This window comes from Streptomyces roseirectus, from assembly GCF_014489635.1.
Lineage (GTDB): Bacteria > Actinomycetota > Actinomycetes > Streptomycetales > Streptomycetaceae > Streptomyces > Streptomyces roseirectus.
In genome coordinates, this window is sequence record NZ_CP060828.1 from 9,392,623 (window position 1) to 9,413,702 (window position 21,080).

At 71.2% G+C, this 21,080-nt stretch carries 24 protein-coding genes; 15 read left to right on the forward strand and 9 right to left on the reverse strand.

All coding sequences use genetic code 11. From position 1 onward, the window contains the following. Positions 1-107: 107 nt before the first annotated feature. On the forward strand, positions 108-686 hold the full coding sequence (locus IAG44_RS40415) for a TetR/AcrR family transcriptional regulator (RefSeq protein ID WP_187753095.1): 579 nt from the start codon (positions 108-110) through the stop codon (positions 684-686). Here the strand turns inward: IAG44_RS40415 and IAG44_RS40420 are convergent. The 4 genes from IAG44_RS40420 to IAG44_RS40435 all read right to left on the reverse strand — a co-directional run bounded on the left by IAG44_RS40420 (position 670) and on the right by IAG44_RS40435 (position 2,591). Next, entirely contained in the window at positions 670-1,191 is a 522-nt protein-coding gene (locus IAG44_RS40420) for a VOC family protein (RefSeq protein ID WP_187751986.1), read from the reverse strand. The two genes, IAG44_RS40415 and IAG44_RS40420, sit on opposite strands and share 17 nt — an antisense overlap. A gap of 91 nt (positions 1,192-1,282) precedes the next feature. Continuing rightward, the gene (locus IAG44_RS40425) at positions 1,283-1,915 is read right to left on the reverse strand and encodes an AAA family ATPase (RefSeq protein ID WP_187751987.1); all 633 of its coding nucleotides are present in this window, start codon (positions 1,913-1,915) and stop codon (positions 1,283-1,285) included. Positions 1,916-1,918: 3 nt separating this feature from the next. Continuing rightward, entirely contained in the window at positions 1,919-2,269 is a 351-nt protein-coding gene (locus IAG44_RS40430) for a hypothetical protein (RefSeq protein WP_187751988.1), read from the reverse strand. A gap of 25 nt (positions 2,270-2,294) precedes the next feature. Continuing rightward, positions 2,295-2,591, reverse strand: coding sequence for a VOC family protein (locus IAG44_RS40435; RefSeq protein ID WP_187751989.1), 297 nt, complete (start codon positions 2,589-2,591; stop codon positions 2,295-2,297). A 170-nt stretch (positions 2,592-2,761) separates the two neighbouring features. Here IAG44_RS40435 and IAG44_RS40440 point away from each other — a divergent pair, with 170 nt between their 5' ends. Then, the gene (locus IAG44_RS40440) at positions 2,762-3,310 is read left to right on the forward strand and encodes a YciI family protein (RefSeq protein ID WP_187751990.1); all 549 of its coding nucleotides are present in this window, start codon (positions 2,762-2,764) and stop codon (positions 3,308-3,310) included. A 13-nt stretch (positions 3,311-3,323) separates the two neighbouring features. On the opposite strand, the gene IAG44_RS40445 is transcribed toward IAG44_RS40440, so the two are convergent. Both IAG44_RS40445 and IAG44_RS40450 read right to left on the reverse strand, forming a co-directional pair. Then, the gene (locus IAG44_RS40445; RefSeq protein ID WP_246562766.1) at positions 3,324-4,562 is read right to left on the reverse strand and encodes an MFS transporter; all 1,239 of its coding nucleotides are present in this window, start codon (positions 4,560-4,562) and stop codon (positions 3,324-3,326) included. Positions 4,563-4,673: 111 nt separating this feature from the next. Continuing rightward, entirely contained in the window at positions 4,674-5,249 is a 576-nt protein-coding gene (locus tag IAG44_RS40450) for a TetR/AcrR family transcriptional regulator (RefSeq protein ID WP_187751991.1), read from the reverse strand. A gap of 105 nt (positions 5,250-5,354) precedes the next feature. Between IAG44_RS40450 and IAG44_RS40455 the strand changes: the two genes are divergently transcribed. Continuing rightward, entirely contained in the window at positions 5,355-5,867 is a 513-nt protein-coding gene (locus tag IAG44_RS40455; protein ID WP_187751992.1) for a GNAT family N-acetyltransferase, read from the forward strand. Positions 5,868-5,933: 66 nt separating this feature from the next. Here IAG44_RS40455 and IAG44_RS40460 read toward each other — a convergent pair whose 3' ends face one another. Next, positions 5,934-6,875 carry an AraC family transcriptional regulator gene (locus IAG44_RS40460; protein ID WP_187751993.1) on the reverse strand — a complete coding sequence of 314 codons (942 nt, stop codon included), beginning with the start codon at positions 6,873-6,875 and terminating at the stop codon, positions 5,934-5,936. 104 nt (positions 6,876-6,979) lie between these two features. On the opposite strand from IAG44_RS40460, the gene IAG44_RS40465 reads away from it, so the two are divergent. Together IAG44_RS40465 and IAG44_RS40470 are read left to right on the forward strand one after the other, a co-directional pair. After that, positions 6,980-8,011, forward strand: a complete 1,032-nt coding sequence (locus IAG44_RS40465) for an aldo/keto reductase (RefSeq protein WP_187751994.1) — start codon at positions 6,980-6,982, stop codon at positions 8,009-8,011. 39 nt (positions 8,012-8,050) lie between these two features. Beyond that, positions 8,051-8,467, forward strand: a complete 417-nt coding sequence (locus IAG44_RS40470) for a pyridoxamine 5'-phosphate oxidase family protein (protein ID WP_187751995.1) — start codon at positions 8,051-8,053, stop codon at positions 8,465-8,467. A gap of 212 nt (positions 8,468-8,679) precedes the next feature. On the opposite strand, the gene IAG44_RS40475 is transcribed toward IAG44_RS40470, so the two are convergent. Further along, positions 8,680-9,603 carry a helix-turn-helix domain-containing protein gene (locus IAG44_RS40475; RefSeq protein WP_246562781.1) on the reverse strand — a complete coding sequence of 308 codons (924 nt, stop codon included), beginning with the start codon at positions 9,601-9,603 and terminating at the stop codon, positions 8,680-8,682. Positions 9,604-9,870: 267 nt separating this feature from the next. Here IAG44_RS40475 and IAG44_RS40480 point away from each other — a divergent pair, with 267 nt between their 5' ends. The 4 genes from IAG44_RS40480 (at position 9,871) to IAG44_RS40495 (ending at position 13,260) form a co-directional block, all read left to right on the forward strand. Then, positions 9,871-10,695: an alpha/beta fold hydrolase gene (locus IAG44_RS40480; RefSeq protein ID WP_187751997.1), complete on the forward strand. Its 825-nt coding sequence runs from the start codon at positions 9,871-9,873 to the stop codon at positions 10,693-10,695. Positions 10,696-10,770: 75 nt separating this feature from the next. Continuing rightward, the gene (locus IAG44_RS40485; RefSeq protein WP_187751998.1) at positions 10,771-11,598 is read left to right on the forward strand and encodes an alpha/beta fold hydrolase; all 828 of its coding nucleotides are present in this window, start codon (positions 10,771-10,773) and stop codon (positions 11,596-11,598) included. 14 nt (positions 11,599-11,612) lie between these two features. Next, positions 11,613-12,404, forward strand: a complete 792-nt coding sequence (locus tag IAG44_RS40490; protein WP_187751999.1) for an alpha/beta hydrolase — start codon at positions 11,613-11,615, stop codon at positions 12,402-12,404. A 61-nt stretch (positions 12,405-12,465) separates the two neighbouring features. After that, positions 12,466-13,260, forward strand: coding sequence for an MBL fold metallo-hydrolase (locus tag IAG44_RS40495; RefSeq protein WP_187752000.1), 795 nt, complete (start codon positions 12,466-12,468; stop codon positions 13,258-13,260). A gap of 194 nt (positions 13,261-13,454) precedes the next feature. Here the strand turns inward: IAG44_RS40495 and IAG44_RS40500 are convergent, their stop codons facing one another. Further along, complete coding sequence (locus IAG44_RS40500) at positions 13,455-14,339, reverse strand: MerR family transcriptional regulator (RefSeq protein ID WP_187752001.1); 885 nt, start codon at positions 14,337-14,339, stop codon at positions 13,455-13,457. Positions 14,340-14,502: 163 nt separating this feature from the next. Here IAG44_RS40500 and IAG44_RS40505 point away from each other — a divergent pair, with 163 nt between their 5' ends. From IAG44_RS40505 to IAG44_RS44890, 6 genes are all read left to right on the forward strand, one after another. Beyond that, positions 14,503-15,204, forward strand: a complete 702-nt coding sequence (locus IAG44_RS40505; protein ID WP_187752002.1) for an SDR family oxidoreductase — start codon at positions 14,503-14,505, stop codon at positions 15,202-15,204. A gap of 331 nt (positions 15,205-15,535) precedes the next feature. Next, a complete protein-coding gene (locus tag IAG44_RS40510) occupies positions 15,536-16,798 on the forward strand; it encodes a class-III pyridoxal-phosphate-dependent aminotransferase (protein ID WP_246562807.1) in 1,263 nt (420 codons plus the stop codon). Continuing rightward, a complete protein-coding gene (locus IAG44_RS40515) occupies positions 16,791-17,798 on the forward strand; it encodes a phosphotransferase enzyme family protein (protein WP_187752003.1) in 1,008 nt (335 codons plus the stop codon). Before IAG44_RS40510 ends, IAG44_RS40515 begins: the two co-directional genes overlap by 8 nt. Beyond that, a complete protein-coding gene (locus IAG44_RS40520) occupies positions 17,795-18,607 on the forward strand; it encodes a GntR family transcriptional regulator (RefSeq protein ID WP_187752004.1) in 813 nt (270 codons plus the stop codon). Before IAG44_RS40515 ends, IAG44_RS40520 begins: the two co-directional genes overlap by 4 nt. 113 nt (positions 18,608-18,720) lie before the next feature. Beyond that, positions 18,721-19,506, forward strand: coding sequence for an SDR family oxidoreductase (locus tag IAG44_RS40525; protein WP_187752005.1), 786 nt, complete (start codon positions 18,721-18,723; stop codon positions 19,504-19,506). A gap of 123 nt (positions 19,507-19,629) precedes the next feature. Next, positions 19,630-20,723, forward strand: a protein-coding gene (locus IAG44_RS44890) for an IS630 family transposase (RefSeq protein WP_425508501.1) whose coding sequence is annotated in 2 segments (ribosomal slippage) — positions 19,630-20,091 and positions 20,094-20,723 — 1,092 coding nt in all. Because the reading frame shifts where the segments join, the coding sequence is not laid out codon by codon here. Positions 20,724-21,080 lie beyond the last annotated feature (357 nt).

Here is a 21,080-nt window from a genome sequence, read left to right on the forward strand (position 1 = left end):
TGTCATAGTAGCCCTCGCTATGACAGCGGTCATAAACTCGTCGGGCAACAGCCCGGGACGCACCACGAGGAGACGCCGGAGTGACGGAACGCGGACCACGCGAGCGGATGGTCTTCAGCGCGGCCCAGCTCATCCGGCGCGACGGCGTCGCAGCCACCGGCATGCGCGAGGTCGCCGCCCACGCCGGAGCACCCCGCGGCTCCCTCCAGCACTACTTCCCCGGCGGCAAGGAACAACTGGTCAACGAGGCCGTGCACTGGGCCGGCCGCTACGCCGGCAACCGCGTCGCCCGCTTCCTGGCCGCCCTCCCCGAACCCACCCCCAGCGGCCTGTTCACCGAGATGGTCCGCCAATGGACCGACGAGTACGAGACGTCCGGCTACGCGGGCGGCTGCCCCGTCGCCGCCGCCACCGTCGACCGCGCGACGACCGCCCCCGCCACCCGCCAGGCCGCCTCCGACGCCTTCGCCACCTGGACCGGCGCGGTCGCCACCGCCCTCACCGGCATGGGCGTCCCGACCAACCGCGCCACACCCCTCGCCACCCTCATGATCAGCACCCTCGAAGGCGCCCTCCTCATCGCCCGCGCCGAACACAGCACCCGGGCCCTCACCAACGCGGCCCGCGAACTCGGCCCCCTGCTCGACGCCGCGCTCCCACCCACCCCCGTCAGCGAGACCCCCTGACCGGCGCACTGCTGCGCCCCCGGTCCCGCCCGCTCAACTCGGCGTCCAACGTCTCCTGCGCCACCCGCATCCCCTCCACATGGACGGGCTCCCGCAGCCGCGCCCACATCTCGTCCTCGGCGACGTCCTCGACGTGCGCCACCACCCACCACACGTTCCCGAACGGATCCCGCACCCGTCCGCCCCGCTGCCCGAACGCGCTGTCCCGCACCGGCGTCACGACCCGCCCACCGGCCTCCACAGCCCGCTCGACGGCGACGTCCGCGTCCGCCACGAACACGCGCAGCAGGCTCGGCATCACCGGCCAGTCGTCCCGCCGGTCGAACGCCAGGACGACGGTGTCGCCGACCCGCACCTCGGCGTGCCCGATCGCCCCGTCCTCGGTGACCACCCGCGCAAGCTCCTCACCGCCGAACGCGCGGACGACGAAGTCGAGCAGGCCACCGGTGTCGTCGGTGACGACCCAAGGGGCGACGGTGGTGTAGCCCTGGGGCTGACTGGGCATGGAAGTTCCTTCCGTCGGATGCGATACGCACGACGGTAGGAGCGCAGTAGGTCAGATCCAGTCCTACTGGACGGAGAGCCGGACCGACGACTCACACCCCGAACAACGCGCCCACCCGCAGTACGAGTTCGTCCTCGGACAGCGGAAGGTCCACACGGACGGCCGCCAGCCCCAGCCGCTCGACCTCCGGCCCGATCCGGTCGACGAACATCCGCTCCCGCTCGGCGAGATTCCGCCCGGCCCGCTCCGGATCGCTCGTCCGCCACACGAACCCCTCACCGGGCGCCGCCCGCCCCGTCACCGCCGCGTGCCGGAACTCCGGCGTGGGCAGCAGCCACACCGCGTGTCGAGGATCCGCGAGCAACGGCCGCACGAGATGGGGGAGCAGCCGGAATCCCTCGACCACGACCGGCCGGTCCCGGGGCAGCCGCAACAGATCCTCGACGATCAGCCCGAACCCCTCACCCCGGAACCAGTGGAACGTCTCGAACATGACCCGCGGCGACCGCTCCACCCACCGCTCGTCCATGCTCATGCCCATGAACGCGTGCAGAAACGGCGCCTCGTCGGCACCGACCCGCCCCGCGTGCTCGTGCATCACGTCATCGGTGACGTAGAGCCGCCATCCCTCCCGCTTGGCCAACCGCCGTGCCACGGTCGACTTCCCCGCCCCGCTCCCGCCCCCGATCCAGTACACGTGCCTCAGCTGCTCTGCCGGCTCCACGCGTCATTCCCCCTGGGCCCAAGCGGCCACCGGCAGCGACAGGTACACCCCGAACTCCTCCAACCCCGTGGCCTCCGCGATCCCCTCGTGCAGCCCGTCCACCCGCTCCTGCCGATTCCCCGCCCGGCTCTCGAACCACTTCGACCGCACCTCGATCACCACATCCAGCCCACTCCGGTCGAACGGCCCAAGCTCCCGGAACCTCAACTCCACGTCCCCCGGCCCCAGATCCCCGTCATACGGCTCCTCGGGACACTCCACCGCGACGGAGACGAGGTGCGGCAACACCACCCCGAGCCGACGCAGCACATCCTCCGAAACCCCCGGCGCATAAGTGATCTCCACAAGCGGCATCACCCCACCCTAATCCCCACCCACCTCAACTCCCGTCCTTGTAGAGGCAGAAGGGATGCCCCGCCGGATCGAGCAGCACACGCACATGATCCTGCGGCTGGAACCCGCTTTCCCGCGCCCCGAGTTCCACCGCATGCGCGACGGCGGCCCGCAGGTCGGAGACCTCGAAGTCGAGATACACGGCCCCCTCGGGCGGCACGACCGCCGCCCCGTCATCGTCCTCGTGCGCGACCTCCCAGCCGAGCAACGCCCAGTAGAACCGGGCGAGTTCCCGGGTATCGGGCGCCTCAAGGCCGACACCCCACCAGTCATGCCGCGCCATACGCGCGACCCCTGCCCCCTCCTCGAACCTGCCCCGCACGACGACCAACTCCCTCCCCGGCGCCCCGAGTCGTACCCTCCCGAGCCCACTCCACCCCCTCTCCTCCTGGCAACCCCCCGACGCCCAAAGTCACTTGAGATCCCACCCCACCCCCGCGATGATCACCTTTAATGGAATTCTTCTGTCTTCACCGTGACCGCTCCGGCTCCCTCCCCCTCCGCAGCCGGCTGACCGAGGCCCACTGGTCCTACATGGACGGTTACGCGGATGAACTGATCGCCCGGGGCCCTACCTTCGCCCCCGACGGCGAAACGCCCACCGGCAGTGTGCACATCGTCGACCTCCCCACCCCCGCCGCGGCGAGGGAGTTCGCCTTCGAGGAACCCAATCAGCAGGCGGGCGTCTACAGGGACGTGTTGCTCCGGCGCTGGCGCAACCTCCTGGGCCGCACGATGTGGGACTTCCCGGGAGGCAGGACCGGCGGCGACCGGTACCTGGTCCTGGCCCTGGGCCCCGTCGAGGACAAGGACCTCACTCTGCCCGGCGACACGGACGAACTGATCGCGTTCGGCCCTCTGTTGTCGGACGACGCGACGATATGGCTCGGCACAGCCGCCCTCCTGCGCGCCCCCGACCCGGCCACCGCGCGCGGCGTGCTTGCCCCGCACACCTATGCCGAAACGGAGGTCCACGCCTGGGAGTTCGGCGGCAGGCGCTGACCCCCGAGCCCCCTCACCGCTTCCGCTTCCCCCGCAGCCAGACCCCGCAGGCTGCCACCCCCAGCAACACGGTCACACCGCCCGAACCCGCCAGCACGCCCCGAGCCCCCACGGCGGCGGTCAACGGCCCTCCGAGGGCCGTGCCCACCGGCGCCGCGGTCAGCAACGCGGCGCCCCGGGCGGCCAGGACGGTCGTCAACCAGGCAGCCGGTGTCCGTTCCTGGAACAACGTGAACGACAGGGCGGTGAACGGACCGTAGATGACCCCGCCGAGCGCGAAGCACAACAGGGTCACCCCCACGGGCACCCCCAGCCCGAACGGCAGCAGCATCGCGCCCCACCCGACGACGATCCCCAGCGTCACCGGCCACAGCGGCAGCCGCCGAAGCGCACCCACGGCGAGCGCCCCCAGCACGGCCCCCACCCCGAACAGCATCCAGTACAACCCGAGCAAACCGCCCCCGGCACTGAGGTCGTCGGTGACGTGCAGGGGCAACGCCACCTCCACGGGCCCGTACAGGAAGTTGAACAGCCAGGTCAGCGCCAGCACCCCCATCAACTCGGGCTGCCCGCGCAGCAACCGCAGCCCGTCCCGGGCCCGCCCGGCGTCGACCGGCGCATCGGCCACCCCGCCCCCGGCCCCCGACCGCCCCACCTGGACCGCGAGCACCGCGAACGACACCGCGTCCACCCCGATCAGCCAGGCGGGCGCGACGAAGGTCACCAGCAGCCCGGCCAGCGCGGGCCCCGCGATGATCGAGGCGGAGGTGCTGGAACTGACCAGCGCGTTGGCGGCCAACCGCCGCTCGGGCGGCAGCAGTTGGGATATCAACGAGTACCGCCCGGCACCGCCCCACGCGTGCAGCACGGACGACCCGGCGAGCAGCGCCACGTACAGCACCGGATGCAGCACCCCCGCCACCCAGGCCACCGGCACACACCCCAGCATCACCGCCCGCAGCCAACTGTCCACCACCAGCAGCCGACGCGGTGCCAACCGCCGCAGCCACCGCCCGAACACCAGCGCCCCGACGGCCCCGGGCAGCGTGTACGCGGCCACCGCCGCCCCCACCACGAACCCCGCCTGCCCCTCCGGCGCGATCACCACCGCCAGCCACGCGACGGCGACCATACTCATCCCGTCCCCGAGATCCGACACCGCGAGCGCGGGCAGCAACCGCCTGAACTCGACGTGGGCGAACAGGGGTTGATAGGAACGGGGGAGCAGCCGCGCAGGCGAGAGCAGAGTCACCGCCACAACCTACGACCACACCCGCCCCGTTCGACCACGTGCACCCCTCACCCCGCCCGGGAGACCGTGCCCCCGTGGATCACGACGAGGGCTGGGCCGACCACCAGTAGCTCACCGCGTGCTGTACCCGGTCTCCACGAGCTGGCGCAGGGTGGGCAGGGCTGCGTCCTCGACGGGCACGCTGCCGGTCCAGGCGAGGAAGAGGGCGGCGAGGAAGAGGTCCCGGCCCTGGACCGTGGCCCGCGCGGTCCCGTCCCGTTGCGCGGCGGCGAGGAATTCGTCGGTGACGGCGACGAGTTCCTGACAGGACACCGCGAGCGGTGAGTCGTCGCAGCTCAGCGCCGCGAGCACGGGCGCGGGCAGACCGGTGAAGGTGCTGAGGTACTTCTCCAGGGCCAGCAGCCACTGCCGCAGCCCCTCGTCGGGATCCTCGACGGCCCGCAACTCCTCAAGGCCGGACAGCAGTTCCCCGGCCGGTGTCTCCAGCGCCGCCGCGAGCAGCGCCTCCCGGTTCGGGAAGTGACGGTAGAGCGTCGCCGGCCCGACGCCGGCGTCCTTGGCGATCGCCTCCAGCGAGGTCCCGGCACCGCGCTCAGCGAAGTGACGCAGCGCCGTGTCGAGGATCCGGGCCCGGTTGCGCGCGGCATCGGTACGCGGTTTGCGGTACGTCGTCGGCGTGGTGTCCATGCTGTTCCCGTTCGTGTCGGCCTGCTCGGACCAGTCAACCAGAGCGCCGCCCGCCCCCTCGCAAAAGCCGTGGTCCAGGGCCGACGCCTGTGCTTCGATGCCCCGGTGACCACCGAGAACGCCCCCACGATCCGCCCCCGCACCCCCGCCGACACCGCCGCCTGTGTCCAGGCCCTCGCCGAGGTCCACCACCGCGACGGCTACCCCGTCAACTGGCCCGCCGACCCCGGCGACTGGCTGTGCGCGGCGTCCGGACTCGGTGCCTGGACCGCCGAGCTCGACGGTCACCTCGTCGGCCACGTCGCCCTGACTCCGAGCGGCGAGGGCGACGCGGCCCCGGCCCTGTGGGGCGACCCGCGCGCCACAGCCGTCGTCAGCCGTCTCTTCGTCACCCCGCGGGCCCGGGGCCACGGCATCGGCGCGCTCCTCCTCGACCGCGCCGCCGCCGAGGCCCACCACCGCGGCCTGCACCCCGTCCTCGACGTCGTCACCTCCGACACCGCCGCGGCGGCCCTCTACGAACGCCTGGGCTGGCAGCACCTGGCCACCGTCGAACAGCACTGGAGCCGGGCCCAGACGGTCACCGTGCACTGCTATGCGGGGCCCGGGGCGCGCTAGCCTCGGGCTTTCACAACGGCGCCCGCATCGGCCGGGCCGCGCAGGCAGCCGAACGGGGCCGAGGCGTCACGGCGTCTCGATTCGGACGCGCTCGGTGACGTCCTGGCGCACGCGGGCCCGGTAGCGCAGCGGCGACTCGCCGACGACCCGTTTGAACGCCGTGCTGAATGCGCTCTCCGAGCTGTAGCCCAACTCCTCGGCGAGCGCCGCGACGCGGGCGTCACCGTCCCGGAGCGCGCGCTGGGCGAGCAGCATGCGCCACTGTCCCAGGTAGGTCAGCGGTGGCACACCGGCCGCCTCCCGGAACCGCTCGGCGAAGGTCGTCCGGGACATCGCGGCGGCTCGCGCCAACTCCTCCAGCCCCCAGGGGCACCCGGGGCGGCCGTGCAGCAGGTCGAGGGCGGGGCGCAGACGTTCGTCGACGAGCAGCCGCAGCCAGCCGGAGGGCAGCGGGGTCTGGTCGACATAGGACCGCAACAGCTCCAGCAGGAAGAGCTGACTGTACTGCCGGGCCGCGAAGGCAGAGCCGGGCCGCTGCGTGGTCGCCTCGTCGAACAGGCGCAACAGGGCGGCGAACAGCCGGTCGTCGTCACCGGCCGACCTGACGTGTGCCAGCGGCGGCAGCGATTCCAGGAGGAGCGTGCTTCCGGCCGAGTTCAGACCGACGCTGCCGCCGATCACGATGTCGTCGGCGTCGCGGTCCGCGGACGCGAAGTGGTCGGTGGAGAAGTCGGTTTCCGGCCGTACCTCCCGGCGGGGTTCCGCGCCGGCCTCGAACGCGAGCCAGGAGCGCCCGGTGAGGATCGCCACGTCACCCGCCACGAGGTCGACCGGTTCGTCGATCCCGTCGGTGGTCAGGCGGGCCCGACCGCTGACGACTGCGAAGAACTTGACCGGGGCGGAGAGCGATGCGCGCAGCCGCCATCCGCCGCGAGCCGCGATGCCGCCCGTGAGGACGCCGCGGATCTCGACCAGATCGAGTGCTTCGGAGAGTCGGTCGGTGGTCATACCCGTACTCTCGCTCAAAAAATCGGGACTCTCAACTATTCATCGTCCGGCTCCCTCCCGGCAGGCTGGTGGCAGCAGCTCGCAGACGTACCTCAGGAGAGAACATGCGTTACCGCGTCCTCGGCAGGACCGGGATCAGGGTGAGCCCCTACGCTCTCGGCGCCATGATGTTCGGTGCCCTCGGCAACCCCGACCACGACGACTGCGTCCGCATCGTCCACCGGGCTCTGGACGCCGGCATCAACCTCATCGACACCTCCGACGTGTACGGGCACGGCGAGTCGGAGGAGATCGTCGGCCGGGCGCTGAAGGGCCGACGCGACGACGTCGTGCTCGCGACCAAGGCCCGCAGGCCGATGAGCGACGAGCCGAACCACCAGGGCGCGTCCCGGCGCTGGCTGGTTCGCGCGCTGGAGGACTCGCTGCGCCGCCTGGACACCGACCATGTGGACATCTACCAGATCCACCGCCCGGACCCCGACACGGACATCGAGGAGACGCTCGGGGCGCTCACCGACCTGCAGCGAGCCGGGAAGATCCGCACCTTCGGCACCTCGTGCATGCCGGCCTCCGACCTCGTCCGCGCCCACTGGGTCGCCGAGCGGCGCGGGCTCGCCCGGCCGCGGACCGAGCAGCCGGTGTACTCGATCCTCGACCGGGGCATCGAGCGCGAAGTGCTCCCGGTCGCGCGGGAGTTCGGCATGGGAACCCTGGTCTGGTCGCCGCTCGGCGGCGGGCTGCTGACCGGGCGCTACCGCAAGGGCCGGCAGGCCGCGACGCACCGCACCTCGACATACGACTTCGCGCACCTCAAGGACGAACGGCGGCTCGACGCCGTCGAACAGCTCATCCCGCTCGCCGAAGAGGCGGGCCTGCCGCTGACCCATCTGGCCCTGGGCTTCGTGCTCGCTCACCCCGGCGTCACCTCCGCGCTCCTCGGACCGCGGTCCATGGCCCAACTGGACGACCTGCTCGCGGGCGCCGAGGTCACGCTCCCGGACGACGTCCTGGACCGGATCGACGCCATCGTGCCGCCCGGCACGGACACGGGCACCCTCGACGTGGCCCACCAGCCGCCGGCCGTCCTCCAGCGGGAACTGCGCCGCCGGCCGCCGCTCGAACGCGCGGCGGCGTGACAACACAGTGTGGACCCGTGTCCTGGAAGGAAGAATCTGATGTCTGACACTCCGCTGCCGGAGGCCGCCCTGGCCTTTCTCCGGAAGCCGAACCCGGCCGTCATGGCGACGGTCACGTCGAAAGGCCGCCCTGTATCGGTAGGGACCTGGTACCTCATCGAGGACGACGGACTCCTCATGCTGTGCATGAACGCCGACCGCGCCCGCCTGAAACACCTGCGGAACAACGGCCACGTGTCGCTGACCGTGCTCGGAGCGGACGACTTCGGCACGCATGTGTCCGTCCAGGGACACGTCGTGTCGATCAAGCCGGATGAGGGATTCGCCGACATCGACCGGCTCTCCAGGCACTTCCTCGGCAAGGACTACCCCGCCAGGGAGGACCCGCTCGTGACGGTCCACGTGGCGATCGATCGATGGTTCGGTTGGTCCGGAGGCCGTCTCCTTCACCTCTGAAAGGGCCTCCTCGGGCGGCTCCAGCGGGGTGGTCTCCCCATACCGGCGGGGTGCCGGTCCGGGAGGCGGCAGTCCGGCAAGGGGTGACGCCGCCGCAGGTCGCACGCCGGTCACGGGTCTCACGCAGGTCTGCCTGTGCCTGGCATGCCCACTGACCCCTGGTAGGGCCGGTGATCGGCGCGGTGGCTGATGCCCCGTTTCCAGTCCCGGCCCTACTGGAGTTCGTCACGGGACAACGAGGTGGCACGTCGGTGGGCGAACTGTCGCCATTCGCGGGGCGTGGCGCCGTAGGTCTGACGGAATCGGCGGGAGAAGAAGGCGGGGTTGGTGAAGCCCCAGGAGCGGGCGACGGCCTCGATCGTGCGGTGGGCGTGTTCGGGCGCGATCAGGTCGCGGCGGGTGCCTTCCAGACGTCGACGGATGATCCATTTTTCCAGGCTGAGGCCGCCTTCCTCACACAGCCGGTAGAGGGTCCGCAGGGAGATGTTGTGGGCCCAGGCGATGCGCTGGGGGGTGAGGCCGGGGTCGGTCAGATGCGCGCGGACGTAGGCGAGGACACGGGTGAGGAGGGTGGCTTCCGCGACTGACCGGCGGGTGCGGTCGTCGGCGGCCACCGACACGATGAGGGCACGGGTGAGTTCCAAAGTGGCAGAGGCGAGCGCTTCGGCGCCGGCGTCCGCGCTCAGCCGGTCGGCGTCTCGGTGCAGGCCGCGGATGTGGTGCAGCAGCAAGGGGCCGATCCCGCTCTGGTGCAGGAGGGGAACCGCGGCGCGAACCAGGTGCTCAGGCAGGCCGAGACGGTCGGCGTCGACCATGAACGCCACGGACACTCCTGTCCCCGACCATCCGTACCCGTAGCCCGCGGTCTTGTGCGCGAGGGCCAGGCCGTCGGACCCTACGTGCTGCTGGTGGCCGTTCCAGGTGAAGGCACCCGTTCCCCGGCTCTGGGTGATGACGGAGACGGAGTTCATCGAGTCGAACCGGGCGTGCTGCCGAGTGCGCCAGATACGCATGCCCGTGCCGTGCGTGGCGAACAGGGTCAGCGGGCCGAAACGCCAGACCTCCAGCCTTTTCCAGATACCGGCCTCGGGATGTTCCTGCTCGATCGAGCAACTGCCGCTCTCCCCGGCAGCCACCGCGTGAAACGCTTCGATCCGGTCAGCGGCCGGAATGTCCTTCGTGTCCAGGACCAGCACAGTGCCCCCCAGAGCCGGCGCGCCGGTACCCCTCCGCCGCGAAACCAGCCCCCGAATTCTCCACCGAACCTTCACCTGATCGGTAGAGGGTCCTCGTGCGGCAGGCAGGGAACAGTTTCCGGCGCGCACGGTAAAAGCCCCCGCCCGATGCGCTGCCACCATCGCCGTCATCCGAGTCGCACATCGCCTCATGACGGGAGCGCTCCCATGCGGAACACCATCACCACGAGCGACGGCACCGAGATCTTCTACAAGGACTGGGGCAGCGGACAACCGGTGGTGTTCAGCCACGGCTGGCCGCTGAACGCCGACGCCTGGGACGACCAGCTGCACCTGGTCGCCTCGCACGGCTACCGCGCCATCGCGCACGACCGGCGCGGTCACGGCCGCTCCGGCCAGCCGTGGAACGGCAACGACATGGACACCTACGCCGACGACCTCGCCCAGCTGATCGAGACCCTCGACCTGCGCGACGCCGTACTGGTCGGGCACTCGACGGGCGGCGGCGAGGTGACCCGCTACATCGGCCGGCACGGCACCGGGCGCACCGCCAAGGCCGTACTGCTGGGCGCCGTACCGCCGTTGATGCTGAGGACCGACGACAACCCCGACGGTCTGCCGATCGAGGCGTTCGACGCCATCCGCGCGGGTGTCGCAGCCGACCGTGCACAGTTCTACAAGGAACTCAGCCTGCCCTTCTACGGCTTCAACCGGCCCGGTGCGCAGGTCTCGCAGGGTGTGTCGGACGCGTTTTGGCTGCAGAGCATGCAGGTCGGGCTCAAGGGCGCGCTGGACTGCGTCCGCGCGTTCTCCGAGACCGACTTCACCGAGGACCTGGGGCGCTTCGACATCCCCACCTTCATCGCCCACAGCGACGACGACCAGATCGTCCCGATCGTCGCGGCCGGCCCGGAGTCGGCCAAGCTCGTCAAAGACGCGACGCTGAAAGTCTATCCGGGTGCCCCGCACGGTCTCGTGGGCGCGTTCAAGGACGAGTTCAACGCCGACCTGCTGGCGTTCCTCGCCTCCTGAACCCCACCGGCCCGCGTCCGCACCGCTCGCCGGCACCTCCGCACCGTCCAACCCTCCTGACCGAAAGGGTTCGTCATGCGTGTTCCCGTTGCGCGTCGTCTGCCGGCGGTACTGGCCGCCGCCGTTCTCCTCGTCGTCGGCGCGGTGTCCGCCCAGGCGACTTCTCACCGTCCCGGGCAGGCCGAGAAGGGGCCGAAACCGACCGTGGTGCTCGTGCACGGCGCGTTCGCCGACGCCTCCGGCTTCGACGACACCATCGCGCTGCTGCAGAAGGCCGGCTTCCCGGTCATCGCGCCGGCCAACCCGCTGCGGGACACGGCGGGCGATGCCGCCTACATCTCCAGCGTGGTGGACACCATCCCCGGCCCGGTCATCCTGGCGGCCCACTCCTACGGCGGCATCGTCATCACCAACGCCGCCCGTGGCCACGCCAACGTCAAGGCCCTGGTGTACATGGGGGCGTTCGCGCCCGACGAGGGCGAGAGCGCGCTCCAACTGGCGGGCCGGTTCCCCGGCAGTGAACTGGCCACCGCCCTGATCCCCCGCGACTACCCGGTGCCCGGCAGCACCCCGGGCACCGACGGCTACATCGACGCCGCGAAGTTCCGGGCCGTGTTCGCCGCCGATCTACCCGCCTCCCGGACTCGTCTCATGGCAGTCACCCAGCGCCCCGGCAGCGTCCAGGGCCTCGGCGGCCCCAGCGGTGCGCCCGCTTGGAAGACCGTCCCGTCCTGGTACCTGATCCCGACCGAGGACAAAGTCATCCCGCCCGCCGCCCAGCGGTTCATGGCCCGGCGCGCAGGCAGCAAGGTGACCGAGATCCGGTCGTCGCACGTGGTCATGATCTCCCACCCGGAAGCCGCCGCCAAGACCATCAAGGCGGCCTACGCCGCCACCCGTTGAAGGAGCGAACGCTCATGAAACCGGACACCATCGTCCTCATCCACGGCTTCTGGGTGACCCCCCGCAGCTGGGAGCACTGGATCACCCACTACCAGTCCCAGGGATTCCGGGTCCTGGCCCCGGCCTACCCCGGCTTCGAGGTGGAGGTCGAAGCACTCAACGCCGACCCCACCCCGATCGAAGAACTCACGGTCCCCGCGGTCGTCGCATCGCTGGAGAAGCTGATCGACGGCCTCGACACCCGGCCGATCATCATGGGCCACTCCGCCGGCGGAGTGTTCACCCAGATCCTGCTCGACCACGGATACGGCAGCGCCGGAGTAGCCATCAACTCCGCTCCCACCGAGGGCGTGGCAACGGTCCCGCTGTCGCAGCTGAAGGCGACCTTCCCGGTGCTGAAGAACCCCGCCAACCGGCACCGGGCCGTCGGCTTCACCTACGACCAGTGGCGCTACGCCTTCACCAACACCTTCCCCGAGGACGAGGCCCGCGCCTCGTACGACCGCTACCACATCCCGGCCTCCGGCCATGTGTTCTGGGGCAGCGCGCTGGCCAACATCCACCCCGGCCATGCCGATACGTACGTGAACTACCGCAACGACGACCGCGCGCCGCTGCTGTTCGTCGCGGGCGAGAACGACCACCTGATGCCACCGAGGATCCAGCGCTCCAACGCCAAGCACTACACGTCGCACACCGTCACCGAGGTCGTCGAGTATCCCGGACGATCCCACCTGATGCCCGCCCAGCAGGGCTGGGAAGAGATCGCCGACCACGCCCTGGCCTGGGCCCTCGACCACACCTGACAGACACCCGCTCACCACCTCGGTGCCCGCAACGCCGGGCACCGAGGGACAGGAAGAGCCCATGACGGAAGTCCGGTTCACGCACATCGGCGGCCCCACGGTCCTCATCGAGTTCGCCGGCTGGCGGCTGCTGACCGACCCGACCTTCGATCCACCCGGCCGCGCCTACGCCTTCGGCTGGGGCACGTCCTCCCGCAAACTCACCGGCCCCGCCCTGCCACCCGAGGACATCGGCCCGGTCGACGCGGTACTGCTCACCCACGATCATCACAGCGACAACCTCGACGACGCCGGCCGCGCCCTGCTCACCGACATCGCCACCGTGGTCACCACGCGTACGGGAGCACGCCGACTGGGCGGCACGACCGTACGGGGCCTGAAGGCCGGACAGAGCAGCCGGTTGGAGGCGCCCGGCCGGCCGTCCATCGACATCACCGCCACCCCCTGCCGACACGGCCCGCCGCTCAGCCGCCCCATCACCGGCGAGGTCGTCGGGTTCGCCCTCACCTGGCCCGGACAACACCACGGACCACTGTGGATCACCGGCGACACCGTCCTGTACCGCGCCCTCCGCAAGACCGCCGCCGCCCTGCGCCCGGGAACCGTCCTGCTCCACCTGGGCGGCGTCCAGTTCCCCCTCACCGGTCCCGCTCGCTACACCATGACAGCCGCCGACGCCCTCGACCTGTGCGAAACCATCCACCCCAGGACGGTGTGCCCCGTCCACTACGAAGGCTGGCAGCACTTCCGCGAAGGCCGCGAAACCCTCGCCGCGGAACTGGAGACCGTCCCCTCCGAGCGCGGCAAGGCATTCACCTGGCTGCCCTGCGGCACCGCACACCCGATCACCGTCTGACCACCCTCCCCTGGCACGCACGCCGGCGCGCACGGCGTCGATCTGGTGCCGGTGTCGCCCTCGACAAGGGTGGCCGCGCGAGCCCGAGCCGTTCCGGGGCCCGGCCGAAATGCGGTTCCTCAAGCGAATGCACCGCTTCGGGGAACCGCGCCGCGAACTCCCCGACAAGGCCCGGTCGCCGCGGCCGGTGGCTTCTAGGTGGCGGGGGAGTCCTGGAGGGAGAGTTCCAGGGCCAGTTCCATGCAGCGCAGGCGGGCGGGGGAGAAGTCGTAGGGCATCTTGCCGACGGCTTCGAGCACGCTCATGGAGCGGGCCTTGTGGCTGCCGGAGCCGGGGTCGGCCTCGCCCTCGTCGTCGGGGTGCAAGGCGTCCCAGGTGTCGAAGAGGGCGTCGTCGTCCTCGTCCAGGCCGGACTCCTCGATGGTGGCGTTGAGGGCGTTCTCGAAGGCGTGCCGCTCGGCGGCGACCTGGGCGACGCGTGGATCGTCGACGGCGATGCTGTCGTCGAGTGCTTCCTCGGCGTCGTCGACGCGGTCGGACTCCTCGCGCAGGGCGGGATGCGTGGCGAGGGCGATGAAGCGGGTGGCCTGGACGGCCGCGCCGAGCGGGCCGAAGATGCGCTCGGTGACCAGGAGGGTGTCCAGGTCGGACTGGCGCAGGGAGCCCTCGGGGAGGTCCTTGAGGCGTTCGGTGACGAAGTCGGAGAGCAGGCCCATCCGGCTGCCTTCGGCGCGCATCCGCCGCACGGCGGCCCGCTGCCGGCGCAGTTCGGCCTCCTGCTCGGCGAGGGTTTCCTCCAGCCGCTCCAGGGTGCCCGCGATGCCTTCGTCGCTGTCCGCGCCGGTGGTGAAGGCGGCACGGATGTCGTCCAGGGCGATCCCGGCGTCGGCCATCTTGCGGATCCACAGCAGGCGGATCATGTCCTCGTACCCGTAGCGGCGGCGGCCGTCGCCGCCCCGCTCGGGCTCGGGGAGCAGGCCGATCTCGTGGTAGTGGCGGATCGCCCGTGGCGTGCTGCCGACGAAGGCCGCCGCGTCACCGATCTTGACCCGGCGGGGCGGCGTGAAGGACGAAAGCATGAGCGGGGGACCTCTCCTCGAAGCATCGGGACGCGCGTCCAGCGGACCACATGCCGCTACGGAAGGTGCAACCCGCATCGGCACCCGCCCTCACTTGCGCACGGAAACCGAACGGTTTACGGTGGTGGAAACTGATCGGTTTTCAAGCTCTGTGGAGGCAGTCATGACCGCTCTGAAGGGCGCCAACGTCCTCGTCACCGGCGGCAGCCGAGGCATCGGCAAGGCACTGGTGGAGGAGCTGTACGCACGCGGCGCCGGCACGGTCTACGCCACGGCCCGCGACCCGCGCACGGTGACACACCCGGACGCGGTCCCGGTGGCCCTGGAGGTGACGGACCCGGCGTCCGTGGCGGCGGCCGCCGAACGGGCGCAGGACATCACCGTGCTGATCAACAACGCCGGCGCATCGGTCGCCGCGTCCTTCCTCGGCTCACCGGTCGACGACGTGCGCCGGGAGTTCGAGACCAACTTCTACGGACCGCTCCTGGTCACCCGGGCCTTCGTGCCGGTCATCGAGCGCAACGGCGGCGGCCACCTCCTGAACGTGCACTCCGTGCTGTCCTGGCTGGCCCTGGGCGGCTCCTACAGCGCCTCCAAGGCGGCCCTGTGGTCCCAGACCAACTCCCTGCGCCTGGAACTCAAGCCGCGCGGCATCACGGTCACCGGACTGCACGTCGGCTACGTCGACACGGACCTCGCGGCCGGCGTCGACGCCCCCAAGTCCGACCCCCGCCACATCGCCGCCCTCGCCCTCGACGGCATCGAGACCGACGCCCACGAGGTCCTGGCCGACGACATCTCCCGGCAGGTCAAGGTGGGCCTCGCCGGAGACCTGGCCGGCCTCTACCCCGACCTGGCGAAGTAACTCCTCGCGGACCCGCCGGACGCGACAGCGCGACGGCACGGTGCTGCGCGCCGATGTCCAGCGGCCCGCGGGACGGACGCCTGACCCTCGACCCGCCGTCCGCAGGCGAACCCGAGGACACCGCCACGGTGTCCCGGGTGGCCCGGCAGCAGGTCGAACCACCCCCGACCGGCCCTTCCCGATCGTCCTGCCCGTGGTCCCGGCCTGACGGGGACCGGACCAGAACCGGACCACAAGAGTTACGGCCGCGACCCGCCCGCCGTACGGGGGTGAAACAGCACCGGCCGAGCGTGGGACCTCCCACCAGCCGCAGGAGCGAGGAGGCCGGGCCGTGCCCCCTGAGCAGTTGTCCATGTACGGATACGCGTCGAAGGACGAGGTCATAGCCGACGCGAAGCGGTACTGGAACCCCGGCAAGACGGCCTTCTGGCAGGAGGAGGGCGTGCCGCTCGTCATCGGCGAGCGCGCGGGATACCGGTTGACGGATGTCGACGGGCACGAGGTCATCGACGTCCATCTCAATGGGGGCACCTACAACCTGGGGCACCGCAACCCCGAGCTGGTGGACGCCCTCGTCGGCGCGGTCCAGCACGTCGACATCGGCAACCACCACTTCCCGACGCCCGGCCGCGCGGCCCTCGCCCGCGCGCTCGTCGAGGCGACACCCGGCGCGGACAAGGCCGTCTTCGGCTCCAGCGGGGGAGAAGTGGTCGACGTGGCGCTGAAGAGCGCGCGCCACGCCACCGGACGGCGGAAGGTCGTGTCGGTCGCCAAGGCGTACCACGGGCACACGGGACTGGCCGTGGCCACCGGCGACACCCGCTTCTCGCGGCTGTTCCACGCCGACAACCCCGCCGAGTTCACGCAGGTGCCGTTCAACGACGCCGACGCGATGACCGCCGCGCTCGCCGGGGAGGACGTCGCCGCCGTCATCATGGAGACGGTCCCCGCCACCTACGGCTTCCCGATGCCGGCGCCAGGCTACCTCGCCGCCGTGCAGCGGGCCTGCCGCGAGACGGGAACCCTCTACATCGCCGACGAGGTCCAGACCGGCCTCGGCCGCACCGGCGAGCTGTGGGGGGTGTACGCGGAGGGCGTCGTCCCGGACATCCTCGTCACCGGCAAGGGCCTCGGCGGCGGCCTCTACCCGATCAGCGCCGCGCTTCTGGGGCCCGCGGCGAGCGGCTGGCTGGACGAGGACGGCTTCGCGCACATGGCGACGTTCGGCGGCGCCGAACTCGGCTGCGCGGTGGCCGCGAAGGTCCTGGAGATCACCCGGCGCGAGGCCACCCGGGACACCGTCCGGCGCCGGATCGGCCAGTTCACCGCCGGCCTCGCGGACCTGCGCGCCGAACTGCCGCGCGCCCTCACCGGAGTACGGCAGAAAGGGCTGGTCATCGGGCTGGAGTTCGCCACCACGGGGGCTAAGCCGGTCATGGCCGAGCTGTACCGGCAGGGCGTCTGGGCGATCTTCTCCACCCTCGACCCGGCAGTCCTGCAGTTCAAGCCGGGACTGCTGCTCGCCGAGGACGAGGCCGACGAGATCCTGACCCGTCTGCGCCACGCCGTGCGGAAGGCGGCCGGCGGTGTCTGACCCGGCCTGGGAGCGGCAGGTCGCCGCCGCGCTCGCCGTCTACGGACTCGCGGACCGCCTGTCCGGCACCCGGCTGCTGAGCCTGTCGGAGAACGCCACCCACCTGTGCGCCTTCACGCACACCGCCGATCCACTCGTCCTGCGCCTGCACCGGCCGGGATTCCGCACGCTGCCGCAGATCCGCAGCGAGCTGACCTGGATCGAACGGCTGCGCACGGACGGCGCCGTCGCCACGCCCGCGGTGATCCGCACCCCCTCGGGCGACCTCGCGGCGACGTTCCCCGGCGCCGGGGGCGAGCAGCACGCGGCCCTCTTCGCGTTCGCCCCCGGCACCGAACCGGACGAGACCGACTTCGCCGCCGTCATGGAGACCGTCGGCCGGGAGACCGCGGCCCTGCACACGCACGCCCTGCGCTGGACCCCGCCGGACTCCTTCACCCGCCCCGTCTGGGACCTCGGCAACCTGATCGGCGCGGCCTCCCTGTGGGGCGTGTGGCGCGACAACCCCGACGTGCGCGCCGTCCCCGACGGCGAAGCGGTCCTCGCCCGCGCCGAGCACAAGCTCACCGCCGAACTGGCCGCCTACGGCACCGGCGCGGACGTCTTCGGCCTCATCCACGGCGACCTGCGCGCCGCCAACCTGCTCGTCGCCCCCGGCCGGGTCAGCCTGATCGACTTCGACGACTGCGGCACCGGCTGGTTCCTCTACGACCTGGCCTGCACGCTGTCGTTCGTCGAGGACGACCCCCGCGCCGAGGAGTGGGTCGCGGCCTGGCTGCGCGGCTACGAGCGGTCGCGGCCCCTGGGGACGGCGGACCTCAGGGCCGTCCCGGCGCTGGTCATGCTGCGGCGGCTGATGCTCGTCGCCTGGCTGCACAAGCGCGGGGACACCGAGTTCGCCGCCGCGACCCGTCCGGGATTCGCCGCCGCCTCCGTGGCACTCGCCCGGCGCTTCCTCGCCGACGCCTACCTCACCGGCGTACGGCGGGAGACGGCGTGACCGGCACCGACCTGGGGCGCACCGCCTCCGGCGTTGTCGAGGGCCTGCGGCTGATGATCGAGCGCGGCCAGGTCCGCATGGGCGGCCGGCTGCCGTCCGAGCGCCGCCTGAGCGAGGTGTTCGGCGTCAGCCGCGAGACCGTGCGCCGTGCGCTGGCCCGGCTGGAGGAGGCGGGCGAGGTACGCCGGGCGCGGGGCAGGGCGGGCGGTGCCTTCGCCCTGCGCCCCAACCCCAACTGGCCCGCCTACAGCTGGAGCCGGCTCAGCGGGGAGCGTGACCGCGTGGTCGAGCGGCCGGTCGGCGTCAGCGTCCCGGCGTTCCTGCGCCACCAGCGCTTCGAGGTCTCCACCCGGGTCGTCGCCACCAGGACCGGACCCGGCGAGGCCGACGTCCGCACGGCCCTGGGACTCGCCCCCGGCGACGACGTGACCGCCGTCGAACGGGTCCGCATGGCGGACGGCTTCCCGCTGTCCTGGGAACGGCTGTACGTCGCGGCCCGGCGTTTTCCCGGGCTCCTCGGGCACGACCTCACCGGCTCCCTTTCCCAGGTGTTCGCCGAGGAGTACGGCGCCGTCGCCCACGAGGTCCGCGAACGCGTCCGCCTGCGCCTCGCCGAACCCCACCACCACACCCACCTCGACGTCTCGGCCGGCCAGCCCCTGCTGGCCATCACCCGCACCGCCTACGACCAGGACGGCGCGCCGCTGGAGTTCTCCTACGACCTGTTCCGCGCCGACCGCACCGAACTGCGCATCTCCTCGGTGAACCGCCCCGGGGACGCCGGCCCGGCCCCGCAAGAACCGGCATGACCGCCACGCGCGGGGGAGTACCGCCACCGTGGCGCCGTCGTTCACCGTGGGAGTGCCGCGCGCGGTGCGGCCACATCCCAGAGACCGACACACACCACAGGAGAGAGCACACCATGAGCAACCAGAGCCCCCGGAAGGTCGCGGTCGTCGGCGGCACACGCGGCATCGGCGCCGCCATCACCGCCACGTTCGTCGGCGCGGGCGACGACGTCCTGCTGACCGGGCGCGGCAACCCGGAGGCCGCCCTCACGTCCTTCCGGGCGGGCGCCCTTCGTCCCGGGCAGGTCGTGGAGGCGGTCGCGCTCGACTGCGCCGGCCCCGACTCGGGCGTCCAACTCGCCTCGTCCGCCTCGTCGTTGCTCGGCGGCCTCGACGTGCTGTGCCTGAACGCGGGGGTCTTCCCGAACAAGGCGCTGGCGGAGCTGACGCACGCCGACATCCGCGAGGTCTTCGCCACCAACGTCGAGAGCCAGATGCTCGCCGTCGCGGCCTGTCTGCCGCTGCTGAGGCGATCCGGGCGCGGCCGGATCGTGCTGACGTCCTCGATCACGGGGCCGGTCACCGGCTTCCCCGGGTGGAGCCACTACGGGGCGAGCAAGGCCGCGCAGCTCGGTTTCATGCGCACCGCCGCGCTCGAGGTCGCGCCGTACGGGATCACCGTGAACGCGGTGGCCCCCGGCAACGTAGCGACCGACGGCCTCGACGGCCTGGGGGACGCCTACCTCGCCCAGATGGCCGCGACGATCCCACTGGGCCGCCTCGGCCGGCCCCAGGAGATCGCCGACGCCGTCGCATTCCTCGCGAGCGACCGCGCCTCCTTCATCACCGGGCAGGTCATCACCGTCGACGGCGGCCAGACCCTGCCCGAATCGCCGGAGGCGGTACTGCCGGCGGAATAACCGTCGCGTGGCCCCGAGTTGGGCCAACCATGACCCATGTCGCTCAGAAACCAGAGTTACTGACTTCCTCGGGGTGTTGTCGGGGGTGGTGACGGGTGGTGATCCCTGCGGTAGGCCGGTGGTATGCGGTACGCGCAGGGTGGCGGGCTGACCGCCGAGAGGCGGCGGCTTCGTGAGCGGATCCGGTACGAGGCAGGTGAGCGGTTCGGCCGTAGTGAGAGCACTGCGGTGATCGCGAAAGACCTGCGGGTGAGTGAGCGGTCGGTGGAGCGCTGGCGTCGTGCCTGGCGAGAGGGCGGAATGGACGCGCTCGCCTCTGCTGGGCCGCCGAAACTGCCCAAGCTGTCCGATGAGCAGTTCACCGAGTTGGAGAAGGAACTGGCGCTGGGGCCAGCTGTGCATGGCTGGGAGGACCAGCGCTGGACCCTGGCCCGAATCAGAGCGTTGATCGCCTGGAAGTTCTCACTGGATTGCTCGTCGGCGGGGGTGTGGCGGCTGCTGCACCGGCACGGCTGGTCCTGGCAGTCGCCGGCCCGCCGGGCACTTGAGCGTGACGAGCAGGCGGTGGGCCTGTGGAAGAAGGATGTGTGGCCGCAGGCGGAATGACTGCGGCGGCGCTGGGGGCATACATCGTCTTCGAGGACGAGGCCGGGTTCTCGATGACGCCGCCGCGCGCTCGCACCTGGGGCCGGCGTGGACACACGCCGGTGGTGCGGGTGCGGGGCCGCTCCTGGCGCCGCTGGTCGATCGCCGCGATGTGCTGTTACAAGCCGGGCGAGAACTCCCGGCTGATCTACCGGCCGCGGCGCCACCGCAAGCACAAGGGCAAGGGACGCGACACCTTTGCCTGGAGCGACTACCGTGATCTGGTTGTCCGTGCTCACATCCAACTCCAGGCGCCTATCGTGCTGATCTGGGACAATCTCAACACCCACCGGGCAGCCGGGATGCGTGAGTACGCGGCCGCACACGACTGGCTCACCATCATCCAACTGCCCTCCTATGCACCGGATTTGAATCCGGTCGAGGGTGTTTGGTCGCTGTTACAGCGCGGGCCGCTGGCCAACACCGCCTTCACCGACGACGAGCACCTCGAACGCACCCTCCGCCGAGGCTTACGTCATATCCAGCTCCAGCCCGACCTCATCGACGGCTGCCTGGCCGGCACCAGACTGACCCTCACCCAGCAGCCGACAACAACCCGAGGAAGTCAGTAACCCTGCTCAGCGCAGTTGTTGGCGCAGGCATCGCTACCTCGTCCGCAGCCCTGCTTGATCGAGTCCGGTGGCGACGAGATCGACACGACCATCTCATCGGTGTCCGCCGTGCACTGTACGGCGGCTACCTCGAATGCCTCTCGCAGGCCCGCAACACCTTCCGCAGCCTCGCACGCGACCTGGAAGCACCGGCCTCCGAACGGCAGCGAATCGCCCGGGACAGCTTCAGCCCCTGCTACGGCATGCGATACCAAATATCGATCACCGCCTCAGAAGCGGCCTTCGAAGCATCAGAGGTCGCCTTCAGACGCCTTCGCGATCTCCGCGACCTGGTGGCAGCTCCTGTACATAAGCAAC